Source organism: Paenibacillus solisilvae, assembly GCF_042656405.1.
Classification (GTDB): domain Bacteria; phylum Bacillota; class Bacilli; order Paenibacillales; family Paenibacillaceae; genus Paenibacillus_Z; species Paenibacillus_Z solisilvae.
In genome coordinates, this window is sequence record NZ_JBHSOW010000032.1 from 131404 (window position 1) to 149898 (window position 18495).

Below are 18495 nucleotides of genomic sequence, written 5' to 3' on the forward strand. Positions count from 1 at the left end.
TAGAAGCTGATCGATTGGCCCTTTGTTGAATAGATAACTATCTGAGGTGAATGTAATTGATTGCTGATTGGCGTAAACAATGGACGATGAATGTGAAGGTGAACGTGCTGGCGGGAATGACCGCTACACTTGCCCTTGTTCCGGACTCCTTGGCTTTCTCTTTCATGGCAGGCGTACCGCCCACTGTTGGTATTTATGCGACGATTTGTATACTGCTCGTGACCACTTTTCTTGGCGGCCGTCCGGGTATGATTTCAGCGGCGGCTGGATCAATGGCAGTCCTCATGCTGACGCTTGTCAAGGAGCATGGCATCGCGTATTTGTTCGCAGCAACGGTATTGACCGGTATCATTCAGTATTTCATGGGTGTATTCAAGCTTGGGCGATTGATGAAATTTGTGCCGCAGGCCGTCTTAACCGGTTTCGTCAATGCGCTTGCGATATTGATCTTCCTGTCCCAGCTCCGCTACTTTAAGGATGCTTCATGGACGATGTATGCACTGGTTGGGGTAACGCTGGTAATCATTTATGTGCTGCCGCGATATTTCAAGGCTATTCCTTCGCCGCTTGTTGCGGTCGCTTTGTTGACCTTTGCCGTTTGGGCAGCCGGTTTGGGGGATGTATCCCGAATAGGCGATATTGCCGTCATGGACGTCTCGCTGCCCTCGTTCCTGCTGCCTGATGTGCCTTTTAATTGGGAAACCTTGCTGATTATCCTGCCGTATTCGTTATCGCTTGCTGTCGTTGGATTTACGGAGACGATGCTGACCCATAATTTACTCGATGAGATGACCGATGAGCAGACCGATAAGAATAGAGAGATGCGCGGACAGGGCATTGCCAATTTCATTGCCGGTTTCTTCGGCGGGATGGCAGGCTGCGCGTTAGTCGCTGAATCGGTATTGAATGTGAAAATGGGCGGTAGACAGCGGCTCTCCACCTTAGTATCCGCCTTGTTTCTGCTGCTGCTCGCAGTCGTATTGGGCGATGTGCTTGCTTTGGTTCCTATGGCGGCGCTCATTGGGATTATGCTGATGGTATGTGTGGCGATCTTTGACTGGAAATCTGTTGTAAAAATGCGCGAAGTACCGGCTAATGAAACGGTCGTAATGGCTGTAACCGTAGGTTCTGTCGTGATCACGCATGACTTGGCGATCGGTGTTATTGTCGGCGTGGCGTTAAGCTTCATCTGGCTTGCCGTTAAATCACGGCTTCGTACCGTTGATTCAACCAATTAAACGCATATCTGATTTAAGCGGCTGTTCATGGAGTGGAATCCGGGGCAGCCGCTTTTTTCATGCAAGGAAGGGGATTTGGAAGTGCTTTTGTACTGGAAATGCCAAGAGGATTTATGCAATTGAACAACTTGACAAATAATAGACGCAAAGACAATTATGAAAGTAGAATAGAAGCCGATTAACGATCTTGGAATGGAGGTATTGTTATGGCGGCTAAGCAAAGTCTGTTCAACCCGCATTGGCTAAACGGCGAATACCGCCCTGACATTATCGCGTATTACTATAAACAGTGGAATGATTTTCAAATGGGTTTTCATACGCATGAGACGAATGAGATTATGTATGTGATTTCGGGTGTCTGCAGGGTGGATACGGAGGACCAGTCCATTGCGATGCGCAAGGGGGATCTCATTCTGCTCAATTCCGGCGTTACCCACCGGCTGATTGTGGCCGAGGGGCCGTGCCGCATGCTGAACGTGGAGTTTATATTCACGGCATGCGGGAGTATTCTGCCATCCATGAAACAGCTGGCTGAGAGCAATGGCGTGTTGAAGGAGCTGCTTCAGCGCGAATACAGTTATATTGTGATGCGTGATCCCAGCGATGTTTATCATACGCTCAAAAGCCTGGTGATGGAGCTCGATAACGGAGGGACTAATAATGTAAGCATGACGCATCTTCTGGTATCTCAGCTTATCGTTAGAGTTGCAAGGCTGGCGGCAGAAGAGGCCAAGGATAGCGCAGTCCGGCAAATTGATTCCTATGTAAGGCGAGCAATGGAATATATGCATCAGCATTATGATTGTGATATTCAGGCCAAAGATATTGCTGCCGCGGTTAATTTGCACCCCGTCTATTTGCAGCGTATTTTCAAATCCAATATGAATCTGACGCTTACCGAATATTTGGCGGAAATTAGAGTGGAAAAAGCCAAAATGCTCCTGGCCCGGACCGATGTCCCCATCATCGAGATTGCGGACTATGTAGGTCTGAACAGCAGGCAATATTTCAGCGCGCTGTTCAAAAAGCATACGGGATATTCGCCGGCGGCCTACCGTAAATCCGTCGAAACCTTTACCGGCTTTAATTAAGTTTCAATAGTTGACATGGATTGAGGATTCCCGTTGTAAAATTGAAAACGTATTCTCCGCCTCCCTGCTACAATGTAGATAGTTGTTAAGCAGACAACCAAGCCCATTCGCTCTTGAACGCACCTCCAGCTGACAGGGCGCTGATCCAGGTTGTAATACAGAAAGTCAAGCATATTTCTATGGATTTTCTGCTGCTGAACGTGAACATCGAAATTGTAAAAAAACCTTAGGAGGTTCAACAAACCATGTCATTCAAAGTTACTTTTATCGGTGCCGGCAGTATAGGGTTTACACGCGGGCTGCTGAGAGATTTGCTGGCGGTTCCGGAGTTTCGCAATATCGAGGTTGCTTTTACGGACATAAATTCACATAACCTGGACATGGTGACCCAGCTTTGCCAACGGGATATCCATGAAAATAAGCTCGATATCAAGATTCAATCCACGCTTGACCGCCGCGAAGCATTGAAGGATGCACGCTATGTTTTCGTTGTCGTCCGTATCGGCGGCTTGGAGGCCTTCCAGCATGATGTCGATATTCCGCTCAAATACGGCGTCGATCAATGTGTGGGCGATACGCTGTGTGCCGGCGGAATCATGTACGGGCAGCGCGGAATTGCGGAGATGATGAATATTTGCAAAGATATCCGCGAGGTAGCTGACCCCAATGTACTGCTTCTGAACTATGCGAATCCAATGGCGATGCTGACTTGGGCCTGCAATAAATACGGCGGCGTGAATACGATTGGTCTTTGTCATGGCGTTCAAGGCGGCCACTGGCAAATTGCGACTGCATTTGGCCTCGAGAAGAAAGAAGTCGATATTATTTGTGCCGGAATCAATCACCAAACCTGGTATGTCTCCGTTAAGCACAAGGGTGAAGATTTAACCGGTAAAGTGCTTGAAGCTTTCGAGAAGCATCCGGAATTCAGCAAAACGGAGAAGGTCCGTATCGATATGCTGCGCCGCTTTGGTTACTATTCCACAGAATCCAACGGACATCTGAGCGAATATGTGCCTTGGTACCGTAAGCGTGCAGACGAGATTGCTGATTGGATCGATCTTGGCGTATGGATTAATGGCGAGACAGGCGGGTATTTGCGTGTTTGCACCGAAGGCCGCAACTGGTTCGAGACGGATTTCCCGAACTGGATGAAGGAAGATGCTCTCGTATATTCCGCTGAGAAACGCGGCGAGGAGCACGGCTCTTACATCATTGAGGGGCTGGAGACCGGACGTGTTTACCGCGGCCACTTTAACGTAGTCAACAACGGCATCATTACGAATCTGCCTAACGATGCCATTATCGAAGCGCCGGGTTATGTGGATCGTAACGGGATTAATATGCCGGTTGTCGGCGATTTGCCGCTTGGCTGCGCTGCGGTCTGCAACGTGAGTATTTCCGTGCAGCGTTTGGCTGTAGAGGCTGCTATTCATGGCGACGATAAGCTGCTGCGCCAAGCTATGATGATGGATCCGCTCGTTGGCGCCGTTTGCAACCCCAAAGAAATTTGGCAAATGGCTGATGAAATGCTGGTTGCGCAGGCGAAATGGCTGCCGCAGTATGAATCCGCAATCGCAGAGGCGAAAGAACGCTTGGCTTCCGGGAATTTGGTTCCTACCCGCGAGAACTACCAGGGTGCAGCGCGGTTGAAAACAAAAACCGTCGAGGAAATGAAGGAAGATCGCGAAGCGGCTAACCGTAATGCCGGTGAATCCGACAAAGCGAAGGAACGTCCGGCTGCTGCCCATTAATTATTCGATCATGATGAAAAAGGAGATCCTGCCGCGCATGCGCGGGCGGATCTCCTTTTTTTAGTTCGCGATTTCTTCTTAACGTTTTGGATACAGCGGATAATTGACCGTTGTCGGCACATCGATAAGAACTATACGTAAAGGGATATCGGATGTCGATTCAATCGTAACAGACCCCTCACGGTCAGAACGGACAACGACGAAGTCTTTATGCTGGAAGGCTGTACGATGCTCTATATCCGAACCGTTCGTCCAGACACCATTGCCCCGGATTGCTAAAGCTGACAGCGTACGATTATTGGCAATGGGATGCGAATAGATTGCACCAGGCTCGATCTCAACATCCCACATCTGCGCATCGGCAACGATCTGAATAGGTGAGCCTTCTCCAATTACGGTTTTTTGAACGAAGCCTTCCCCTTGACTGATCGGGAAATCCTCATGCTCATATTGAATATAGGTTGGTTTCCGGAGATAAGCTTCTTCCAAATACGGCTCGAACCAGATTTGGAAAGCTTCCATATCGGGCCCGACCATGCGCTCTTTATGACTGACGCCGGAGCCGGTTTGCATCAACTGCACCCCGCCAGCCCCAACTGTACTCCTCGTGCCCAGCGTATCTCCATGTTCGGCTCTTCCTGAGATCACATAAGTCATAATTTCAAAACCTTGATGGGGATGGAGAGGGATTGAACCCTCCACCTCGGAGTGCGCCCAAGCCCAGTAGAAGAGAGGCCCCAGACGTTTCAATGCGGAACCTTCACCTGGAAACCCAATCGGTTTCTGCTCCGTAATTTTACCTCCATCAAAAGCTCCAACTGCCTGAAGTGTCGGCCCGTATACAAGGGTTTGCATATTAACTCCTCCTAGGTGCTCCGGTTTTGGTGTTTGTGCTCCCGTGGTGCTGCGCACCAAAGTCGCTCAAACACTCAAAACCTCCGCAGTAATTTTAATGTAGATTTTCGCTCAAACACTCAAAACCTCCGCAGTAATTAATTGATCGAATAATCGCCTGCGCCGATTAGGGCGATGCCGACCGCAATGGCAATGATAACAATGTTGTATTCAATACCGTTCTGGGTAACCCAGAATCCGTTTTTATAGTGAACGGAGATGATGGCCCCAATCATTAAGATAACGATAAGGACGGCTGCAAAAGGCAACCATAAACCAAGCACGAATAATAAGCCTCCGATAATTTCAAACAATCCGACCATAAATGCTGCGAGGACGCCTGGTTTAATGCCGATCGAATCCAGCCAACCCCCAGTGCCCTTTAGCCCGTATCCGCCAAACCAACCAAACAGCTTTTGTGCACCGTGTCCTACGAAAATCAGTCCGAATACAGCCCGGATAATTAATAACCCCAACGCGATAGACATAATACAATTCCTCCGTTTTTTCAATGTTAAGTGTCTTAATTTTAAGATAAAAGATGAAATAAATCAACTGCCAGATCATTTCTTCTCATTCATTCTTAACTTCCTGCTAAGTGAAGCTGCCCTGAGCTGCGATGCCAAGCTTCTTTAACAAATGAATCGCCTGTATGTGATCCTCAAAAGACAAACCACTCACTGCCTGTTCGATTGCAAGTGTGTGGTGAGGGAGGGATTCGTCCATAAATGATTTTCCATTATCGGTTTGTTCCGCGACAATTACTCTGTGAGTCAGTCTGGCAACCTTTACGTTATGCGGATCTTTTGACACGGTTTTCACCTCAGCTCTGTCTTAATATCAAATATCTTAATTTAAAGATATATGAAATTAAGATTGCTGTCAAGTACTTTATTTTAATAAGACGGTTGGTATCCACGCTTCACTAACTTAAAGGCAAATTTCCTCGCGGCTATGAGATAACAGTATTGTAATGGGATTTGGTTTAACCGCTTTCACCCCGTTTTTTCCTATGTTATTATGCAAGAGAAGAAGCAGCTACTTGGAAATGGGGGAGTTAGGATGAATCGTTCAACTGTTGTGGTGGTAGGCAGTTTAAATATGGATTTGGTTGTTACGACTGAACGGATGCCTCTTGTTGGTGAAACGGTGCAAGGGAGTGCCATTCATTATGTTCCAGGCGGCAAAGGCGCCAATCAAGCAGTAGGCTGTGCGCAGCTTGGGGCAAAAACGGTCATGATAGGTGCAGTAGGGGATGATTTATTCGGAGGACAGATTATAGAGCAGCTGCAGGGCTTTGGGCTGGAGACAAATCGGGTTGGACGGTTGAAAGGGGAATCGACGGGGACGGCAACGATTCTGCATACGACGAAAGATAATTGCATTGTGATTGTTCCGGGGGCGAACGGATGTATGACAGCGGATCGTATTTCTGACTATAGCGGGGATCTTTCAAGTGCAGCTGTCGTTCTTGTGCAGCTGGAAATCCCACTGGATGCTGTGAAGCGAACGTTAGAGATAGCCAAAGCCGCTGGCGCCGTTACTGTGCTCAATCCGGCGCCGGCGCCTTCTGAGCCGCTGCCCAAGGAATTGCTGGAGCTCGTGGACATTCTTACGCCTAACGAGACAGAGTTTGCCGTTCTTTCGAATCATTCGCCAGATGCAGCAGATGAGGAGCTAATGGTTCAAATGCTTAAATGGGAGGAAACGTACGGGAATCGGATTGCCGTAACCCGCGGTTCTATAGGCTGCTCCTATATCGAGAAAGGGCAGCTGATAACGATACCCACTCTCCAAGTTGAAGTGACGGACACGACCGGAGCGGGGGATTGCCTGAATGCCGCCTTATGCTCCGGCTTAGCGGCAGGACACGGCTTTTCCGAGTCGATCAGATATGCTGTGGCTGCCTCTTCGCTTTCTGTAACCAAGTTCGGTGCTCAAGCGGGAATGCCGACGGATGCAGAGGTCAGGACTGCTTTGCAGCAGGTCCAGTGAACCGCATCAAAATTGCTATGTTAATAGAAGCGATTTTTCAAAACCATTTTTGAAACTGCAAAATAACAAGAGGACTCCGTCTTTGCAGAGGTTGTCCTCTTGTTTGTTTTGCTTACTGTGAGGGTATGGATAAGCTAAGTTACTCCGGCCTGGAACGTTTGCGCTGAATGTCGATCGGCTCGGGAACATCGTGTCCGCCAACAAATTGATGCTTGACCAGCTTGTTAAATGAGGTCAGCCAAGGGGTGAGTGAACGTCCGGCCCATGCTTCCTGCGCATACTGAATAATGTGGTTGTTGAATTCTTTATTGGCAGAAATATGGACCTCCTGCACTGCAGGTGCAAGCCTGCGGACATGAACAGCTATCGTTTGTTTAAGCTCGCTGGAGATTTCATTGTGATCATTAATGGACAGCTGGGAATTATACGGCGTAACGATCCGCTGGTTATTCCAATAGGGGCTCCCGGTATCTACGTTGTAAACACCTTCGGTAGAGCCTGAATTATCTTGTTCGCGAGTACCGTGACCTCCAGATTTGCGGGTTCCCGTGGCTGTCCAATCGGTAGATATCGCTGCATAGGCATTCTTGTCTGTAAGAAATACGATGGCGGCGGCAACACCGTTAATGTTGGAGACATCAGTCGACAGCAAAGAGCTGTATTCCAGCCAATGATTATCATGCTGGCCGGGTACATTGCTCGTTGTGCCGTACATTTTACTGCCGAGCATTTTAGGGTCGCCTTTCCGTTTAGACCCATAGTCAAATGTGCTGTTCTGTACTTTCCGTTCATAATTACAGCCGGTTAAGGTCATGCCCGTCAAGGTCACAGCCGATAGAAATACGAGTAGGTTTCGGCAAGCAGCTCGTTTTTTCATGTTAGGGTGGCTCCTTCCGTTTTACTACCTATAGGATGAACGACGAAAGATGAAATATGCATGCTTTCTTCATACATAAAAGACCATGGTTTTTGCACACAATGTAGGATAGAGATAGTACTTTTCAGTCTGCACTTGGCAAGCAAAAAAAGCGATAAAATCAGGTTTTTTTCAGGTTTGAGAACAATTTGTGAACTCTCCCCGGAACATTGACAAATAGCACCTTCAACTTTATATTTATTAAAGTGATTAGATTGCGGAAGTTGTCTAAACATCAAGGAAATCACGCAGCTTAGCCGCTTTTTGCGCCATCCACGGCAGCTGCGAAAACGTAAAAAGTGGGGTTGATTGATGATGAATCGGTGGCACGTTCTAAAACGGCTACTGCCGCTTCTTGCCGGAATGGTGTTACTGCTGTCAGCTTGCGGACGAGCTGATCTGTCGACGCTAAGACCGCAAGGACCGGTTGCTGAAGAACAATTTGGACTAATGAAATTAACGGTCGCCATTATGGTTTTGGTCGTTATAGTCGTCTTTGCAATTGCAGTGTATGTTATTGTTCGTTTTCGCCGCCGTCCAGGCGACAAAACAATTCCAGTCCAAGTAGAAGGTAATCACAAGCTGGAAATTATCTGGACCGTTATACCGATTATTCTTCTGATAATCCTTGGTGTACCGACAGTTAAAACTGTGTTTGGCCTTGCAGAAGACCACACCAAAGATCCAAATGCCGTACAAGTGAAAGTAACCGCTCATCAATATTGGTGGGAATTTGAATATCCGAACCTGGGTGTAAAGACAGCCCAAGAGCTGCTCATTCCTAATGACGCTATCATTTCGATTGAAGCGAAGACGGCTGACGTTCTTCACTCCTTCTGGATTCCGTCACTTGCAGGTAAAACGGATACCAATCCAGGCGGTAACGTTAATATCATGTACTTTGAAGCGCCTAAGACGGGCGTTTATCTAGGGAAATGCGCCGAGCTTTGCGGACCTTCTCACTCCTTGATGGATTTTAAAGTAAAAGTTGTTGATCGTGCGTCATTCGATCGCTGGGTTGCAGCGATGAAGAGCCCTGTTGCGCTTCCGGCAGACAAAGAAGTTGCTGATGTTCTGAATAGTCAGTGCTTGTCTTGTCATGCGATTGGAGCAAACGGCGGTCAATTGTATCCGAACTTGACTGGTATCGGCGGCCGTCAGGCTGTAGCAGGTATCTTAGTTAATACAGATGATGCGAAGTACGAGAATGAAGGTACAGTCGAGGAAAACCTGAAGAGATGGATCACTGATCCTCAGAAGGTTAAACCGGGCACATTGATGCCGAAGGTTGATTTGACTCAACCGCAAATCGATGCCATTTCGAAGTACTTGGCTGGATTGAAGCTTGATTACGAGAAATAATTACTCACGGAATGGAGGTACCTACTTTGGCTCATGCACATGCGGTTAAGCGTTACAGTGGCCTGATGGATTGGCTCACAACGGTTGACCATAAAAAAATCGGGATTCTATATTTGATATCTGGCGGATTCTTCTTCCTCGTTGGTGGTTTGGAAGCAATCCTTATCCGGATTCAACTATGGAAACCGTTGAATGACTTCGTAGCGGCGCATACATACAACGAATTGTTGACGATGCACGGTACGACGATGATATTCTTGGCTGCGATGCCGATTATATTCGCGTTAATGAATGCGATTGTGCCTCTGCAGATCGGTGCGAGGGACGTAGCTTTTCCTTTCGTTAATGCACTTGGTTTCTGGACATTCTTTGCAGGCGGAGTTTTGCTGAATGTCAGCTGGTTTGCCGGAGGTGCTCCGGATGCTGGATGGACGTCGTACGCACCGCTTGCGACTACGACCTATAGCTCTGGGCACGGTGTTGATTATTATGTTATCGGGCTGCAGATTGCCGGTATCGGAACCTTGATCGGCGGTATTAACTTCTTGGCGACAATCATTAATATGCGTGCGCCAGGCATGAGCTTCATGCGTATGCCGATGTTCACATGGTCGGCTTTCATTACTTCGGCTTTGATCCTATTCGCTTTCCCGGCCCTAACAGTTGGTCTGGTGGCGCTGATGTTTGACCGTCTATTCATGGGTAATTTCTTTGAAGTCAGCAACGGCGGTAATGCGGTTCTATGGGAGCATATCTTCTGGATTTTCGGACATCCTGAGGTATACATCCTGATCCTTCCGGCCTTCGGGGTTATCTCTGAGGTAATCAGTACCTTCTCACGTAAGCGTCTCTTCGGATACAGCTCCATGGTATTCGCTACCGTGCTGATCGGATTCCTCGGCTTCATGGTTTGGGCGCATCACATGTTTACGACAGGGCTTGGCCCGGTTGCGAACGCGTTGTTCTCGATTGCAACGATGCTGATCGCTGTACCGACAGGTATCAAGATCTTTAACTGGTTGTTTACGATGTGGGGCGGTTCGATTCGTTTCACTACAGCTAATTTGTTTGCAGTAGGCTTCGTTCCGACTTTCGTAATGGGCGGTGTAACTGGGGTTATGCTTGCGGCAGCGCCTGCTGACTTCCAGTATCACGATTCCTATTTCGTTGTTGCTCACTTCCACTACGTTATCGTCGGTGGTTTGATTCTTGGCTTATTCGCAGGTCTTTACTACTGGTGGCCAAAAATGTTCGGTCGCGTACTTGATGAAACACTCGGTAAGATCTGCTTCTGGACCTTCTTCCTTGGTTTCCATTTAACGTTCTTCGTACAGCATTTCCTTGGACTTATGGGGATGCCGCGTCGTGTTTGGACGTATTTGGATGGACTCGGATTCAATAATTTGAACTTAATCAGTACAATCGGTGCTTTCTTAATGGGTATCGGTACAATTGTGTTCTTGATCAATATCGTAGTAACAGCGGCTAAACCCCGCAATGCTTCTAATGATCCTTGGGAAGATGGTCGTACGCTTGAGTGGTCGATCGCATCCCCTGCACCAGAGTACAACTTTGCTCAAACTCCGCTGGTTCGCGGTTATGATGCATTCTGGAAAGAGAAAATGGAAGGCAAGGGCGGTATGACGCCTGCTGAGCCGCTTGGTTCAATTCATATGCCGTCACCATCCATTCTTCCGTTCTTCATGTCTGTAGGCTTGTTCATTGCAGGTATGGGACTTATGTATGCGGATGGAACTTATTCCAACAGCTTCGTAGCGACAATCTTTAACAAACATATTTTCGCTGGCTTCGGATTGCTAATTACGTTTGTTTGTATGTTCCTTCGTTCGGTATATGACGATCATGGTTTCCATATCGAGCCGGATGAACTGCACGACAAGGGGGTTAAAGCATGAGCACACATTCACACGTAGACGGCCAACTGCCGCATGAGCCGGAGAAAGCTACTCTCGAAGGCCGTAATAAGGTGCTCGGCTTCTGGTTATTCCTTGGCGGTGAAACGGTCTTGTTCGGAACGTTGTTCTCCTCGTTCCTGGCCCTTCGCCATCAGGTTGGTGACGGTAATCCGACATCGCAGGAATTGTTCGAGCTTCCAATGGTCGCAGCAGCAACTTTCATTTTGTTAGTATCGAGTTTGACAAGTGTGTTCGCGATTCAATCGATGCACACCAATAAAGTAAAAGCTATGATCGGCTGGTTAGTTATTACCGTTATTCTCGGACTAGGGTTCCTTGGCCTTGAGATTTTCGAGTTTAATACGTACGTCAGTGAAGGTCATAAGTTCTCAACCAGTGCATTTAGTACATCCTTCTACACCTTAGTTGGATTCCATGGTGCTCACGTATTGTTCGGGGTCATATGGATTTCAATTCTAATTGCACAAGTTTTCAAAAAAGGTCTGAACGTCATAACAGCTCCAAAGCTGTATGTTGCCGGTATGTATTGGCACTTTATCGACGTTGTGTGGGTTTTCATCTTCACTGTCGTTTATTTGATGGGAAAGGTGGGCTAACGAATGTCCAATCAACATTCAGCTGCCGAAGAGCAGGGTCAGCGCCATAAACATGAAGGACCGCGTAAGCATATCGTTGCTTTTATCTTCTCGATTCTGTTGACAATCATCGCGTTTGCGATGGTTGCTGCAGGAGAAATTAATACAACGTTTATCTACATCTTCCTGGTCTTTATGGCGCTTTTGCAAGTATTTATTCAAATGTCGTTCTGGATGCATATGAAGGATCGCGGACATATTTTCCCAATCGTTGGTATTCTAATGGGTGTGTTCGTTGTATTCACAATTGTTATCATGGCCGAATATTGGGCTTGGTGGTAAAACGGGTTATAAACTGAAGAGAGGGTGGTCCATTGCCGGCCCCCTCTTTTGTTATAGCTTCTAGTCTGTTTGGAAAGGGGTACCATAATGCTCGGATTGCAATACTTCAGCTTTGAAGATTTATGGAGCCCATGGTTTTTCTTCTTTATGGCAGCGCTTGTCATACTATATTTCTACTTGGCCGGACCGTGGAGAGAAAAGCATGTGCCGAATGCACCGCGTGCTACAGCGATGCAAAAGTCATTGTTCGTTTCTGGTGTCGTGCTTTATTATTTTGTGCAGGGTGGACCGCTTGAACTGCTCGGGCATTTGATGTTTACGTTCCATATGGCGAATATGTCGATTTCGTATTTGATTGTACCGCCAATGATTTTGCTCGGTATTCCGCAGTTTATGTGGCGGATGATGTTCTCAGGAAATGCATGGAAGAAGCTCTCTTGGGCGATGCATCCGATCTTGACGCTTGTTCTGTTCAATATGCTGTTCTCGATCTATCATGTACCAGGGGTTCATGACTATGTAATGACACATTTTGTCATTCACAGAATCTATTACTTGGTCCTTCTTATCACATCCTTCATGATGTGGTGGCAAATTGCTTGTCCAGTACCGGAATGGAACCGTCTTACCGATCTGAGGAAAATGGCTTATATATTCGCTAATGGAATGCTGTTGACACCAGCTTGCGCGCTTATTATTTTCTCAAGCACGTCGATGTATGCGACCTATAACGATCCTCAGGTATGGGCACAAGCAATGGGTTATTGCGTTTCCGGTGATCCCAGCGTTATGCTGGCAAAATTCACGGGGCCATCCTTCTTTAATCTCATGGAGCCGGCAGAAGATCAGCAGCTTGGCGGAATCGTGATGAAGCTTGTTCAAGAAGTGATGTACGGAGCTATACTGGCTTACGTATTTTACAACTGGTATAAGAAAGAGCATGCTGATTCTGATGACGCGCTTCCGGATGCTGAAGCTGGGGTGTTAAGTTAAGGGCAAGAATATGATTTTCGTAGGAATGGATGGGATATCCCTTGTCAATGTACGATATTTTACCTGCAATCAGTACTTCATTCATAGCCTTGAGTGCGATACTCGTGGCAATTGGCTGGAGTTTAGCGATAAAGAGAAAGCTGGAAGCTCATAAGAAGGTTATGCTCGCCGGAGCAGCTTCGGCATTGCTGTTCTTCATTATCTACGTTTCACGGACGATCTTCGTTGGAAATACAGATTGGGGCGGCTCGGATGAGATGAAGCCCTATTATCTGGTTTTCTTATTCTTTCATATCGTTCTAGCAACTGTGGGTGCCGTATTTGGTATTACGACTCTTACGCTCGCATTCCGCAGCAAGTTTGCCAAACACCGTAAATGGGGCCGAGTGACGTCCGTAGTCTGGTTCTTTACAGCTATTACGGGTGTCACGGTTTATGTACTGCTCTATCTCATGTATCCAGGCGGTCATACCAAACCGGTATTAGATGTATTATTCGGTTAATCGTGAATACGGAGGACGATCATGAACATTACGATTTTGAGCAAATCAGTGACGCAGGATGAGGACGAAAACTACCGGGGGCAAGTCGTCTTTGAGGTGGAAGGCCATAAACAGCCGTATGAAATCACGCTGCTGACCAAGAGAGGCAAGATGTGGGACTACAGTCTTAGCTTCGCTAATGAATCGGGAACTGAAGAAGAAATCTTCGCGGTGGAAAAGGCTATCGAGGAAGATGATGAGCTGTTTGATCAACTTATCGATGCAATTGATGATGCGTTAGAGAGCCAAGAATAGAATGTTGCTACGCTGTATATGGCCATGTTGAATGGTATGAAAAGAAGCTGTATCCTCGTTGTTCCAGACAACGATGGATACAGCTTTTTTCTTTAGAATATCTTGATCTTCCAGGTGTTGACAATGGATAATACTGTGAGTATACTGTGTATATTGATATATACAGTATAAAGTGTGGAGGTGGCCAGATGACCAGCTGGCAGGGAGCAAAACTATTATTCCAGTATGAGTTGCGCAGATCGTGGCTCGGACTGCTCATTACTATGCTTTTCTTCACCTATATCAGCATCGTAATGATGCCGTTGTTCAAGGAGTTATTAGATAATAAAACGTCGAATAACGTTCGGTGGGTTGGGGATTTACTTTATCTGACGATTCTGCCCAATATGGGATTCTTGATGAATCGATCGTATCTGAAATATTGGCAGAAAGATCCGTTTACCCGAAAGATCGCTTACTGGCGGACACTGCCTATTGGTTTAACATCTATCGTGATTTCAAGAATGCTTCAGCTGATCACTGTGCTGACGATTGTAGGCGCATATTTCTTCGTTTCGCAGTATTTGCTGCTCGATGAGCTTCGCAAGTTGGTTACCACGGGTGAATATATATTCTTCGCCTTGATATGGATCGGATATGCACTGGCTATAGGCTCCACGTATGTAATCTTTGAACAGCTGCTAAGCGGCAAGAAGTATTTCGCGGTTTGTCTTGGATATATAGTAGGATTTGCGGCTATCTCGCTAATAAGCTGGTTGACAGATATGGAGATTGTATTCCGCACGATTAAGGCTGCACAGGATCAAGAAGTGATTTGGCCGATAGGCTCGCTTCTGATAGGTTCCGGGGTGACGGTTGCAGCAGGGCTATGGATACGCAGCAAGCTGGCTGTAAGGAATTTAATGAGTTAAGAAGCAGGATGCTTGAGTCTGATGATCTCGAAGACAAGAAGGTGGTACGGTGTGGATTCCAATACAAATTAACGAACAAAGCGCAGAGCCGTTATACCATCAGATCGAGGTTCAGCTCCGTGCAAGCATAGTGAGCGGTCAAATGGCGGAAGGAACTCTGCTGCCGTCTATACGTGAATTAGCCCAGATGATGAAATGCAGTGTCATTACGATCAGGCGGGTTTATCAGGATTTAGAGAATGAAGGGCTGCTGCGAACGAGACAAGGAACGGGCACTTTCATCGCCAAGGTCGGTGATGAGATGCGGGATAAGCATAGGCTGAGTGCTGTGAAGGAAGCGATGGAGCAAGCGGTTGATGCGGGGAGACGCGTTCAATGCAGCGATGAAGAGATGATGGAATTGCTGCAGGAGCTGCTGGAGCGTAAACCGGAGTAGGGTAACTGGGGAGGCGTATGAATGGAACAGCCTGCAATTAAGATTACTGGACTTGTCCAGAAGAGGGAGCAGTTTGAGCTTGGACCTATCGAGCTGGTTATTCCTAAGGGGTATGTGACGGCGATTATCGGTCCGAATGGCTCCGGCAAGAGCTCATTGTTTCGCTTGATGCTTAATTTAACCAAGCCGGACCTTGGAGAAATCGAGCTTCTCGGTGAGAAGGTCGGAGTAAATGATGATCATCTGCTGAAGCAGAAAATTGGTTATGTGCCGGAGCAAGCGATCGATATCGAGGACCATCTCCGAGCAGAGCAGAAGACGGATTTTGTTAGAAAATGGTATCCGCAGTGGGATGTTAACCGCTATCAGGAGCTGCTCCGCCGATTTGAAGTAGATACCTCGCGCAAGCTAGGCAGGATGTCGAAGGGGATGCGCCGTAAGTACGATATATCCTTGGCTATGGCCCATAACCCGGAGCTGCTGCTGCTTGATGAGCCTTCTTCGGGACTTGATCCCATCGCCTGGAAGACGATGATAGAAGTTATTCACCGCTACATGGAGCAGGGTGACCGGACGGTTCTCATGGCTTCTCATATTGTAGACGAGGTCAAGCGGCTGGCAGATTACATCGTGTTTGTTATCCAAGGCAAAGTCATCGGGATGTACGAGAAGGATACGCTGCTCGAGTCATGGTATGTACTTTATTTGGATGCAGGGGATAACAGACATGTAGATTGGAGGGCTATTCCTGGTTTTCAGAGCGTAGAATCCACGGGCGGCAGCATGTTTAAAGTGGTGACCGGTCAAGCGCAGGAAGCGCAAAGCTGGCTTGAGACCTCGGAGCTTCGAGTAATCGGACAGCAGAAGCTGGAGCTTGACGAGATTTTGCAACGACTATTGGAACAGGTGAGAGGAGTCTGATGATTACAATGAAACCTTTGCAGGTGGACCAGGTTATGAAGCAGTATGGGGATAAGACGGCAGTAAACGGTATCAGCTTTGAAGTAGCAGAGGGTGAGATTTATGGTTTGCTCGGTGCTAACGGTGCAGGCAAAACAACAACAATGCGTATGGTGCTTGGGCTTATTTACCCGGATGGGGGCAGCATTCGATATAACGGGAAGAACTATAGTGCGGATCAGCTGAAGAGTTTGGGTTATTTGCCGGAGGAACGCGGGTTGTATCCGAAGGTTAAGGTAAGCGACCAAATTCTCTATCTTGCGCAGCTGCGGGGAATGTCCCGCAAGGATGCAGACAGCAGTTTAAAGCGCTGGCTGGACCGGTTCAGTGTTCCGGAGTATTACGGCAAGAAGGTTGAAGAGCTCTCTAAAGGGAATCAACAGAAGATTCAATTTATCGCGGCGGTCATTCATAATCCGAAAATCGTAATCATGGACGAAGCCTTCAGCGGCCTCGATCCGGTCAATGTCGAGCTGTTGAAATCAACGGTGAAGGAACTCCGTGATTCCGGCTCAAGCATTCTATTCTCCACGCATCGAATGGAGCATGTTGAGGAGCTTTGCCGCAATATTACTATTTTGCATAAATCGAATCCGGTGCTGCAGGGGAATTTGAAAGCCATTAAGAAGCAGTTCCCGCGTGAGCGCGTTATTCTGGCAACGGAAGGCGATGTGTCAGGGCTTGCCGGGATCAACGGTGTAAGCAATGTCAATCGTCATGAATACGGCTATGAGCTGTTTATCAATAGCGAATCAGCAGGCCGTCCAATATTGGAGCATGCGCTGGCGCAGACGAATGTGACTCGCTTCGAAATTCTTGAGCCAACATTGAATGAAATATTCATTAAGACGGTAGGTGAGAATCATGAATAATGGATTTGCTACGGTAGTCGGATTCACGGTGAAGAATAAACTCAGAGGGAAAGCTTTTCTGATTACGACCATTATTATTGCAGTTATTATCAGCATTGGCATTAATTTACCTTATATTATCTCGCAGTTCAGCGGTGAAGGTAAGGCGACATCGATTGGTTATGTGGACAAAACCCAGGACAAGACGAGATCAGACTTTTATACAGGGAGCAGAATAGTCGGCCTGTTGAATCAATATTATAAAGCGCAGGAGAAGCCGGAAATTGAGATTCAATCCTTTGCAGATGCAGGTACTGCGGATGCGAATGAGAAGGAGCTCAAGCAGGCAGTAGCTGACGGCACAATTAAAGGATACATCGAATTCGCAGAGGGTACGAATGGCAGCTTCCCAAGTGTGACCTACAAGTCCGAAGCGCTTATGGACGTGAAAACCTCGCAATCCCTGCAAACGGCCTTATTGTGGGTGAAGCAGCAGGGCGTGCTGCAGGATTCCGGCCTCAGCCAGGCGCAAAAGGATTTGCTTCTTGCCCCAATTCAGCTGGATACGGTGCAAATTTCAGCAACTGAAGGCGCTGGTTCAATCGGCAGCGGCAAGACCGAGGGTGAGCAGGGAATGGATATGGCACTGGTGTATGTGATTATCTTCATGCTGTTCATGGCGATCATGATTAGCGGGCAGATGATTGCAAGTGAAATCACGGCCGAGAAAAGCTCAAGGGTCATGGAGATTCTCATTACGAGCGTTTCCCCGCTCAAAGCGATGTTCGGAAAAATAACAGGCATGTTCCTGATCGTTCTGACGCAGCTGGCTGTTTACGTCATTGTCATTGTTGTTAATATGACGATGCCGCATAATGCCAGCAAGCTTAGCGAGTTCGATATCAAGCTGAGCAATATTGATCCGGTGCTTCTGTGTTATGCGATTCTATTCTTCTTAACCGGATACTTTCTCTTCTCAACGATGTTCGCTGCAGTCGGTTCGATCGTGAGCCGGACTGAGGATCTGGGGCAGGCGGTGATGCCTATTACGATGCTGTCACTGGCAGGCTTCTATATCTGTATGTTTGGCGGATTGTCGAATCCCAATTCGATGCTGATCAAGGTCTCATCGTTCATTCCGTTCTTCTCGCCTTATGCCATGGTCGTTCGGCTGGGCTTATCGGATCCGCCAATATGGCAGGTGTGGCTGTCTGTTGCGATTCTGATCATCACGATCTCGTTCACAGGCTGGCTGTCTGCGAAGATCTACCGTACGGGTGTGCTGATGTATGGCAAGAAGCCATCGATGAAGGAGCTGCGCAAAGCGATGAAGGCTTATAAGATTTAGATATTATCGTTATAAAAGATGTATGTACATGATGTACGTAATGACCATGAACAACAAAAAACGCCGAAATACGGCGTTTTTTGTTTTGGCTACTT

The 18495-nt window shown here is 47.4% G+C and carries 20 protein-coding genes; 16 read left to right on the top strand and 4 right to left on the bottom strand.

What is annotated here, in order from left to right; genetic code table 11:
* Positions 1–56: 56 nt before the first annotated feature.
* The 3 genes from ACFPYJ_RS09525 to melA all read left to right on the top strand — a co-directional run bounded on the left by ACFPYJ_RS09525 (position 57) and on the right by melA (position 4083).
* The gene (locus ACFPYJ_RS09525; RefSeq protein WP_379187873.1) at positions 57–1238 is read left to right on the top strand and encodes a SulP family inorganic anion transporter; all 1182 of its coding nucleotides are present in this window, start codon (positions 57–59) and stop codon (positions 1236–1238) included.
* A 206-nt stretch (positions 1239–1444) separates the two neighbouring features.
* Positions 1445–2329 carry an AraC family transcriptional regulator gene (locus ACFPYJ_RS09530; RefSeq protein WP_379187874.1) on the top strand — a complete coding sequence of 295 codons (885 nt, stop codon included), beginning with the start codon at positions 1445–1447 and terminating at the stop codon, positions 2327–2329.
* A 245-nt stretch (positions 2330–2574) separates the two neighbouring features.
* Complete coding sequence (gene melA, locus ACFPYJ_RS09535) at positions 2575–4083, top strand: alpha-glucosidase/alpha-galactosidase (protein WP_379187875.1); 1509 nt, start codon at positions 2575–2577, stop codon at positions 4081–4083.
* Between the two features lie 78 nt (positions 4084–4161).
* On the opposite strand, the gene ACFPYJ_RS09540 is transcribed toward melA, so the two are convergent.
* The 3 genes from ACFPYJ_RS09540 to ACFPYJ_RS09550 all read right to left on the bottom strand — a co-directional run bounded on the left by ACFPYJ_RS09540 (position 4162) and on the right by ACFPYJ_RS09550 (position 5790).
* Positions 4162–4938, bottom strand: coding sequence for a pirin family protein (locus tag ACFPYJ_RS09540; RefSeq protein ID WP_379187876.1), 777 nt, complete (start codon positions 4936–4938; stop codon positions 4162–4164).
* A gap of 137 nt (positions 4939–5075) precedes the next feature.
* Positions 5076–5465, bottom strand: a complete 390-nt coding sequence (locus ACFPYJ_RS09545; RefSeq protein WP_379187877.1) for a DoxX family protein — start codon at positions 5463–5465, stop codon at positions 5076–5078.
* Positions 5466–5571: 106 nt separating this feature from the next.
* Positions 5572–5790 (bottom strand): hypothetical protein, encoded by a 219-nt coding sequence (locus ACFPYJ_RS09550; RefSeq protein ID WP_379187878.1) that lies wholly within the window; start codon positions 5788–5790, stop codon positions 5572–5574.
* A gap of 249 nt (positions 5791–6039) precedes the next feature.
* Between ACFPYJ_RS09550 and rbsK the strand changes: the two genes are divergently transcribed.
* On the top strand, positions 6040–6972 hold the full coding sequence (gene rbsK, locus ACFPYJ_RS09555; RefSeq protein WP_379187879.1) for a ribokinase: 933 nt from the start codon (positions 6040–6042) through the stop codon (positions 6970–6972).
* A 139-nt stretch (positions 6973–7111) separates the two neighbouring features.
* On the opposite strand, the gene ACFPYJ_RS09560 is transcribed toward rbsK, so the two are convergent.
* Positions 7112–7849 carry a hypothetical protein gene (locus tag ACFPYJ_RS09560; protein WP_379187880.1) on the bottom strand — a complete coding sequence of 246 codons (738 nt, stop codon included), beginning with the start codon at positions 7847–7849 and terminating at the stop codon, positions 7112–7114.
* Positions 7850–8200: 351 nt separating this feature from the next.
* On the opposite strand from ACFPYJ_RS09560, the gene coxB reads away from it, so the two are divergent.
* The 12 genes from coxB (at position 8201) to ACFPYJ_RS09620 (ending at position 18400) form a co-directional block, all read left to right on the top strand.
* Positions 8201–9250, top strand: a complete 1050-nt coding sequence (gene coxB, locus ACFPYJ_RS09565; RefSeq protein ID WP_379187881.1) for a cytochrome c oxidase subunit II — start codon at positions 8201–8203, stop codon at positions 9248–9250.
* Between the two features lie 11 nt (positions 9251–9261).
* Complete coding sequence (gene ctaD / locus ACFPYJ_RS09570) at positions 9262–11166, top strand: cytochrome c oxidase subunit I (RefSeq protein WP_379187882.1); 1905 nt, start codon at positions 9262–9264, stop codon at positions 11164–11166.
* The gene (locus ACFPYJ_RS09575) at positions 11163–11783 is read left to right on the top strand and encodes a cytochrome (ubi)quinol oxidase subunit III (RefSeq protein ID WP_379187883.1); all 621 of its coding nucleotides are present in this window, start codon (positions 11163–11165) and stop codon (positions 11781–11783) included. Before ctaD ends, ACFPYJ_RS09575 begins: the two co-directional genes overlap by 4 nt.
* 3 nt (positions 11784–11786) lie before the next feature.
* Positions 11787–12104, top strand: a complete 318-nt coding sequence (locus ACFPYJ_RS09580; protein ID WP_379187884.1) for a cytochrome C oxidase subunit IV family protein — start codon at positions 11787–11789, stop codon at positions 12102–12104.
* Positions 12105–12191: 87 nt separating this feature from the next.
* Entirely contained in the window at positions 12192–13097 is a 906-nt protein-coding gene (ctaG, locus tag ACFPYJ_RS09585; protein ID WP_379187885.1) for a cytochrome c oxidase assembly factor CtaG, read from the top strand.
* A gap of 47 nt (positions 13098–13144) precedes the next feature.
* Positions 13145–13600: a DUF420 domain-containing protein gene (locus ACFPYJ_RS09590; RefSeq protein ID WP_379187886.1), complete on the top strand. Its 456-nt coding sequence runs from the start codon at positions 13145–13147 to the stop codon at positions 13598–13600.
* 21 nt (positions 13601–13621) lie between these two features.
* Positions 13622–13894 carry a hypothetical protein gene (locus tag ACFPYJ_RS09595; RefSeq protein ID WP_379187887.1) on the top strand — a complete coding sequence of 91 codons (273 nt, stop codon included), beginning with the start codon at positions 13622–13624 and terminating at the stop codon, positions 13892–13894.
* A 188-nt stretch (positions 13895–14082) separates the two neighbouring features.
* Positions 14083–14805, top strand: a complete 723-nt coding sequence (locus ACFPYJ_RS09600; RefSeq protein ID WP_379187889.1) for a hypothetical protein — start codon at positions 14083–14085, stop codon at positions 14803–14805.
* A gap of 49 nt (positions 14806–14854) precedes the next feature.
* Entirely contained in the window at positions 14855–15241 is a 387-nt protein-coding gene (locus ACFPYJ_RS09605; RefSeq protein WP_379187890.1) for a GntR family transcriptional regulator, read from the top strand.
* Between the two features lie 21 nt (positions 15242–15262).
* Positions 15263–16162 (top strand): ABC transporter ATP-binding protein, encoded by a 900-nt coding sequence (locus tag ACFPYJ_RS09610; protein ID WP_379187891.1) that lies wholly within the window; start codon positions 15263–15265, stop codon positions 16160–16162.
* An 8-nt stretch (positions 16163–16170) separates the two neighbouring features.
* The gene (locus tag ACFPYJ_RS09615; protein WP_379187892.1) at positions 16171–17073 is read left to right on the top strand and encodes an ABC transporter ATP-binding protein; all 903 of its coding nucleotides are present in this window, start codon (positions 16171–16173) and stop codon (positions 17071–17073) included.
* A complete protein-coding gene (locus ACFPYJ_RS09620) occupies positions 17066–18400 on the top strand; it encodes an ABC transporter permease (RefSeq protein WP_379187893.1) in 1335 nt (444 codons plus the stop codon). The genes ACFPYJ_RS09615 and ACFPYJ_RS09620 overlap by 8 nt, the downstream gene beginning before the upstream one ends.
* Positions 18401–18495 lie beyond the last annotated feature (95 nt).

Bases quoted from the DNA above. Each gene is read 5' to 3' on its own strand.
- ACFPYJ_RS09530 (WP_379187874.1), top strand. From the start codon at position 1,445: ATGGCGGCTAAGCAAAGTCTGTTCAACCCGCATTGGCTAAACGGCGAA.
- melA (WP_379187875.1), top strand. From the start codon at position 2,575: ATGTCATTCAAAGTTACTTTTATCGGTGCCGGCAGTATAGGGTTTACA.
- ACFPYJ_RS09540 (WP_379187876.1), bottom strand. From the start codon at position 4,938: ATGCAAACCCTTGTATACGGGCCGACACTTCAGGCAGTTGGAGCTTTT.
- ACFPYJ_RS09545 (WP_379187877.1), bottom strand. From the start codon at position 5,465: ATGTCTATCGCGTTGGGGTTATTAATTATCCGGGCTGTATTCGGACTG.
- rbsK (WP_379187879.1), top strand. From the start codon at position 6,040: ATGAATCGTTCAACTGTTGTGGTGGTAGGCAGTTTAAATATGGATTTG.
- ACFPYJ_RS09560 (WP_379187880.1), bottom strand. From the start codon at position 7,849: ATGAAAAAACGAGCTGCTTGCCGAAACCTACTCGTATTTCTATCGGCT.
- coxB (WP_379187881.1), top strand. From the start codon at position 8,201: ATGATGAATCGGTGGCACGTTCTAAAACGGCTACTGCCGCTTCTTGCC.
- ctaD (WP_379187882.1), top strand. From the start codon at position 9,262: ATGGAGGTACCTACTTTGGCTCATGCACATGCGGTTAAGCGTTACAGT.
- ACFPYJ_RS09575 (WP_379187883.1), top strand. From the start codon at position 11,163: ATGAGCACACATTCACACGTAGACGGCCAACTGCCGCATGAGCCGGAG.
- ACFPYJ_RS09580 (WP_379187884.1), top strand. From the start codon at position 11,787: ATGTCCAATCAACATTCAGCTGCCGAAGAGCAGGGTCAGCGCCATAAA.
- ctaG (WP_379187885.1), top strand. From the start codon at position 12,192: ATGCTCGGATTGCAATACTTCAGCTTTGAAGATTTATGGAGCCCATGG.
- ACFPYJ_RS09590 (WP_379187886.1), top strand. From the start codon at position 13,145: ATGTACGATATTTTACCTGCAATCAGTACTTCATTCATAGCCTTGAGT.
- ACFPYJ_RS09595 (WP_379187887.1), top strand. From the start codon at position 13,622: ATGAACATTACGATTTTGAGCAAATCAGTGACGCAGGATGAGGACGAA.
- ACFPYJ_RS09600 (WP_379187889.1), top strand. From the start codon at position 14,083: ATGACCAGCTGGCAGGGAGCAAAACTATTATTCCAGTATGAGTTGCGC.
- ACFPYJ_RS09610 (WP_379187891.1), top strand. From the start codon at position 15,263: ATGGAACAGCCTGCAATTAAGATTACTGGACTTGTCCAGAAGAGGGAG.
- ACFPYJ_RS09615 (WP_379187892.1), top strand. From the start codon at position 16,171: ATGAAACCTTTGCAGGTGGACCAGGTTATGAAGCAGTATGGGGATAAG.
- ACFPYJ_RS09620 (WP_379187893.1), top strand. From the start codon at position 17,066: ATGAATAATGGATTTGCTACGGTAGTCGGATTCACGGTGAAGAATAAA.